6 protein-coding genes and 1 pseudogene are annotated in these 5,519 nt (G+C 51.9%); 2 read left to right on the top strand and 5 right to left on the bottom strand.

The features are described 5' to 3' along the window. On the top strand, nt 1–254 hold a 254-nt coding region (locus E1919_RS26845), incomplete at its 5' end, for a hypothetical protein (RefSeq protein WP_202916009.1). Nucleotides 255–479: 225 nt separating this feature from the next. On the opposite strand, the gene E1919_RS26840 is transcribed toward E1919_RS26845, so the two are convergent. Continuing rightward, complete coding sequence (locus E1919_RS26840) at nt 480–1,112, bottom strand: RNA polymerase sigma factor (RefSeq protein WP_162056479.1); 633 nt, start codon at nt 1,110–1,112, stop codon at nt 480–482. A 200-nt stretch (nt 1,113–1,312) separates the two neighbouring features. Between E1919_RS26840 and msrA the strand changes: the two are divergent. Next, nucleotides 1,313–1,852: pseudogene (gene msrA / locus E1919_RS26835) on the top strand (peptide-methionine (S)-S-oxide reductase MsrA). Nucleotides 1,853–2,168: 316 nt separating this feature from the next. On the opposite strand, the gene E1919_RS26830 reads toward msrA, so the two are convergent. The 4 genes from E1919_RS26830 to E1919_RS26815 form a co-directional block, all read right to left on the bottom strand. Next, nucleotides 2,169–3,206, bottom strand: a complete 1,038-nt coding sequence (locus E1919_RS26830) for an LLM class flavin-dependent oxidoreductase (protein ID WP_162056478.1) — start codon at nt 3,204–3,206, stop codon at nt 2,169–2,171. A gap of 1 nt (nt 3,207) precedes the next feature. After that, nucleotides 3,208–4,191 carry an ATP-grasp domain-containing protein gene (locus tag E1919_RS26825; protein ID WP_162056477.1) on the bottom strand — a complete coding sequence of 328 codons (984 nt, stop codon included), beginning with the start codon at nt 4,189–4,191 and terminating at the stop codon, nt 3,208–3,210. Nucleotides 4,192–4,228: 37 nt separating this feature from the next. Beyond that, the gene (locus tag E1919_RS26820) at nt 4,229–4,984 is read right to left on the bottom strand and encodes an SDR family NAD(P)-dependent oxidoreductase (RefSeq protein ID WP_162056476.1); all 756 of its coding nucleotides are present in this window, start codon (nt 4,982–4,984) and stop codon (nt 4,229–4,231) included. A 72-nt stretch (nt 4,985–5,056) separates the two neighbouring features. Further along, on the bottom strand, nt 5,057–5,212 hold the full coding sequence (locus E1919_RS26815; protein WP_162056475.1) for a hypothetical protein: 156 nt from the start codon (nt 5,210–5,212) through the stop codon (nt 5,057–5,059). Nucleotides 5,213–5,519: the final 307 nt, after the last annotated feature.

The following is a 5,519-nucleotide window of genomic DNA, read 5'->3' as shown; positions in this document are numbered from 1 at the left end:
TCCCTGTTGCCACCTCCGCCGGCACCGTTGCTTATGGCGCGAAGGTGAAGACCAGCTCGCTTGTCTCTGCCTTCGATGCCATGCACAACGGCACCCAGACAGTAAAAGACCTGGAGCTGGATAAGCGCGTTATCGTGATTCATGGCGCTTATGTGATCAATAACAAAGTCGTGCCAGCTAGCAGGAACCCTAGCCCCAGAAGATATATGGCTACTCTTCCGGTTGCCTGCGGCGAGCTGGTGGAGATGAAGTAAGTTTGGTTGATATCATAATAAAAGAGGAAGCGCCCATACATTGTATGGGCGCTTCCTCTTTATACCTGTAGCGTACATCATGCACGATAGTCACAGCATTTGTTTTCACCTCAATATGCTCGTCCCTTAACAGCTCACGATGCAAAAAAAGAAACAGAAGTGAAGGCGTCAAGCGTGCAGTAATAGCCTTCGCTCTGTTCTTGGCCTGGGCCTGAGGGTCCTGTGCTAGGAGGGGTGTCTTCCTCTGTTCCCGCGTCGCATGGGAAAGTGACTGGGTGGCCGTGCCCGCTCCAACAAAGGGCACACCCTGGCCTGTGGTGCGAAGAGCCTTCTCAATGTCTGCATCGCGCTCCTGGATCTGGTCTTCACCGTGCCTAAGGGGATTCTCAGTTCCCGGGCTACCTCGCTATGGCTGTATCCCCCGAAGTATATCATGTCTACTACTGCCTTTTGCTTCGGCTTCAGGGCGTCCGTTAAATCTTTCACGCCAATGTGTTCTGGGTTGAAGGAGTAGTGGGCAGTGTGCTTCAGCCAAGACCTGTTTTGGCCCATCTCCTGGCTCATTCGGTAGTGCGGTGTGCCGACCATGTCGGCAGCTTCGCTGTGCGCTAATTTCAGCAGCCATGCACTTAGCATACCCTTGCTGCTGTTGTAGGAGGCGAAAGAAGCCCAGGCTTTAACAAAAGTCTCCTGCAGGGCGTCCTCGGCTGTCTCTTTGCATTTGACGATGGGCAGTATCACGCTATACAAGGTGGCTGAGTAGTCTTTGTAGAGTATAGAGACGGCTGCACTGTCTTTTGCCTGCAGCCGTGCCACAAGCTCCTCCTCTGGGATGGCCGGCTGTAAAGGTGGTGACATGATGATACCCTGAAGGTACGCTAACGTATGTAGTTCCTTTGCTTATACGAGACTGCATGTATTTCGCATAGCATTAGGAGCGGTAAGGGAAGGAATAAGCTTCAGGGCTGCAGGAGCGGGCAGTTTTTCTTTGGCTCCTTCATAAGCCAGAACGATGGGTAGGCAGCCATCAAACCCAAGAAAAAGGCTTATAGGAAACAATGCTCATATTCGGCAACGGATGCTTCTGGTGTACGGAGGCTATCTTTCAGGATTTAGAAGGAGTGGAAAAAGTGGTGTCGGGATATGCGGGCGGCCACGTGGAGAACCCCACCTACAAACAAGTTTGCTCTGGCACTACAGGCCATGCAGAGGTGCTCCGGATTACCTATGACCCCCAAAGAATAAGCTATGACGAGCTGTTGGAGGTCTTCTGGAATACGCATGACCCCACTACGCTAAACCGCCAAGTCAACGATGTGGGCACCCAATAACGTTCAGTTGTGTTCTACCATAACCAGGAGCAGCAAAAGCGGGCACAGAAATACAGGCAGGAGCTAGATTCCTCGGGTGCTTTCAACGGCCCCATCGTAACCGACATTGAGCCACTGTCGGAATTTTACCAGGCCGAGGGTTACCATCAGGATTATTACAATCAACATGGCTCGCAGCCGTACTGCAGCTTTGTGGTAAGGCCGAAGGTAGAAAAATTCAGGAAGGTGTTCAAGGATAAGCTGAAGCCTGGGTTCAGTAACAAATAGCACCAGTAAGGACGACTTTATTCCGAACGAGGCAGTCATTTGGAAAAGAATTACTGTTCTAAGAAGCTGTTTTAAAACCTGTTTGACAGTCATTTTTAAAAAAAAATTGTAGCCATAAAGGCCATTTCTACGGTATATAACCTGTTTTGCGAAATATGCATTCCTGCTTGAATAGGTTTTAAAACAGTTTCTAAGACGCAAAACAGAAAATTCTATCAAAAAATGCCTGCAGATTATAAAGTTGCTTACTGATTTATAAGCAAGAGAGGCTCCTTATCACAAGGAGCCTCTCTTGCTTGAAGATTTTTTTTGTTCTTTATGCTGATTGTTGTTGCGGGTTGAAGGCTTTGATAACGGAGTCAGAAAAACGCTCCATTTCTTCTAGCTGCGGGCTACTCTGCAGCAGGAAGAAATCAACGCCCACTTTCTCAAACTCACCGATACGGTCCTGAATCTTTCCCGGAGTACCCACCAAACCCGTTCTTAATCCGCGGTTCGTAACAGAATAGTCCTGTAGCGACAGCTCCTGCTCCAACTGAGTACCCGCCAGCCACTGCTGATAGTTATCATAACCGGCGGCAGACGCCTTCACGTCCGTAATGCGGTCCAGTTCCTGCTTTGCCTCTGCCTCAGAGTTGCGCACGATGCTGTAGGCGGCCACGCCGTACTTCATTGGCGGCAGCCCCAGCGCCTCGCGGCGGCGGCGCATGTCGGCAATACGATCCCCTGTTCTTTCAGGAGAATCACCGTGCATCACATAGCCGTCGCACTGCGTGCTGATAAGTGTTTTAGCTGCCTCCGACTCACCTCCGGCATAGATAAATGGCTTCTTCGCAGGCTTCGGCTGAAGGATGTTATCCTCCACCTTGTAGTACTTGCCCTCATACGTGAAGTGGTCTTTCTCCCACACGTTCGTGACCACGTCCAGCCACTCTTTGGTGCGGGCGTAACGGTCGTCGTGCTGCTCGAAATGGATGCCGTACTTCGTGGCCTCATCGCGCCACCACGACGACACCACGTTCAGCGATAGCCTGCCGTTGCTGATAAGGTCGATGTTGGCAGCCTGCTTGGCCAGTTGTGCCGGGTTATGGAAAGTTGGGCGCACGGCCACCATGATTTCCAGTTGCTCCGTAACAGCCGCCAGTGCCGCCGCCGTAGACCAGGCATCCAGCGAAGGAGCCGCCTGCCCTTTTATATCGTTCAAATACAGCTCAGCGATGAGCGAGAGGCTGTAGCCCCAGTCCTCACTTCTTTGAGCCAATGTCTTTACATATTCCCAGGAGGTGTCCATGCCCTCATCCGGAATGTTGCGGAGCCATCCTCCGAAAACAGGTAACCAATATCCAAACTCCATCTTAAGCCTCCTGTAGGTTTAGTTGCGCTTTCTTCTCCAGGTAATCCACCAGGCGCTCATGCGGGTTAAAGCCAATCACGTTCACCGCATCTGCCACAAAGTTCGACAGGGCATTCACATCGTAATAGTAGATCTGGCCATCGCGCTCGTCCACCATGTACTCAATACCACCTACATCGATACAAGCTTCCTGCACAATACGCTCAATGGCATCAATTACTTCCTGCTCTGGCGTAAAGCCTTCTACCTTCAAACCGTTTTTTGGTGCATCCAGCGCGCAGGCGTTGCGGGTCAGTTCTTTGCCGTTTGTGGTCTGGCATATGTCGGCAGGGCAGAGATTAAAGCTTTCGCCGTTGGTGTACACCTTGATAGCGTAAAGGTATTTGCCGCCCAGCGTTTCTACACGGTTTATATGTCCGCCGCGGGCCACCACATACTCCTGCACCAGCGCGGTATTGTCTATGCCTAGTTTCACTTCTCCGGCTTCAACCGCCTGAGCAAGTTCCTCTGCAGAGTCATAGCGCACGATTCCGGCACCGCTACCGCCGATATTCGCCTTTACCACCACCGGGTAACGAAGACCTTCTGCCGCTTTCAGTGCCTGAGAAGGATGGTTGATGACACGGGCTTTCGGGTAAGGTAGCCCTAAGCGCTCCAGCAGGGTAATCTGCAGGGCTTTTGACGTTTCGTACTGGAAAGCTTTGTAACCGTTTACCACCGGAATGCCACGCGCCTCTAATTGTGCCAGCAGGCCGAGGGTGTAAAAAATACCCTGCTCGTTGTTGCGCAGGTAAGCCGATGGGCTCATACGGTTGAAGAACAGGCTGTAAGGCAGCTCTTTCTGCGCAGGGTCATACGTATGCTCTGCCGCATTCAGGCGCTCATAAGGTATGCCACGGGCGTCCAGTTCGTTAAACAAGGGGCGGAACCAGTCCGGGTGCTCATGGAAAATAGCGATAGGTTTATCTGCTGAATAAGTTGACATAGGATTTCTTTCTAAGGTTTATGTATAAAGCTGCTGTTCAGTTCCTGCCTGCCATCACTCCACCGTCCACATCCCAGATGGACCCGGTTACCCAGGAGCTTTTGTCTGTGAGCAGGAAATGAATGACATTGGCAACATCCTGCGCCCGCCCGACTCTTCCTATCGGGTGAAAGGAGTTGAACCCCTGCAGTGCCTCCTCTATTTTATCTTCCTCGATGAACGCAGCGTAGATAGGTGTCACCACCACTGCCGGGGAAACGGCGTTGACGCGGATATTGTAGTCTGCCAGTTCCATGGCCAGGTGCTGGGTAAGGCTATGCAAACCCGCCTTGGCCATGGAATACGCGGAGGAGGGAGTTGCCTTGATTGCTTGTTTGGCCCACATTGAGCCAATGTTGACAATGGACCCGCCTCCGTTGCCTTTCATCACCCTGGCCGCCTCCTGGGTGATGAAGAAGAAGGCTTTGTTGAACGCGTGGTAGCGGTCATAGTCCTCCTCGGTATGCTCAAGGAAGGGCTTAGGGCTGAAGTACCCTGCTGCATTGAGCAGGTACTTTAAATCAGGAAACGCTGTCTTAAGGTTACTGCTGAACTGCTGCACCTCAGGCAGGCGCGACAAGTCTACGCCTGCTGCATGGACTTTGCCAAGGGCGGACAGCTCTTCCCTTGCCGCCTCTAGCTTCCTGCCAGGCCTGCCCATGATGATGACCTCAATGCCGCCCCTGAGCAGCAATTCTGCGGTGGCCCTGCCCATTCCTGTCGTGCCACCTACTATCAATGCTTGATCTGCCATTTTCTCTATTTGGTTGTCAGTCCTTATCATACGGAAGCAAGGAAGGTAATGGGGGCAGGGGGCGTGATATATTCACCGCTGCGGGAACAGGATGCCCAGGGCAGCGAGATAGATTCCCACCAGCTCCGCCATGCTTCCTGCGCTCACGGATGCAAGGCGGAGCTGGTGGAAAGGATAGTCTCTGGAAACCTGCGCAAGAAAAAGAACACGGCCTCTGTCTAGCAACACATGCACGCTTAGCTTGTAAAACTGAAAGACCAGGTTCCTGGCAGCCTTCGGTTCTTCAGGCCTGGCATCATGTCACAGCATCCCCTGCTTCATTAACACCACCCATTTCTTAGGGGGAGCCACTTCCTGAATGCAAATAAGCAAGGGCCAGGAGGAAAGGCAGTGACCGCATACCGATGGCTAAACTCGGAAAACGTTCGTGTGTCTATACCGTTAGAGCATGTTTAAATTTGTAACGTTCTGATTTTTAGTCAATCCGGTTAAGAATGAGCTGACAATTCTGCCATAGTACCCATGCTTCTGCGCT

Origin of the sequence: Pontibacter pamirensis (assembly GCF_010015475.1) — a bacterium.
GTDB lineage: Bacteria > Bacteroidota > Bacteroidia > Cytophagales > Hymenobacteraceae > Pontibacter > Pontibacter pamirensis.
Note: the sequence above shows the minus strand (reverse complement) of the source record. Positions and strands in the feature narration are given on the sequence as shown.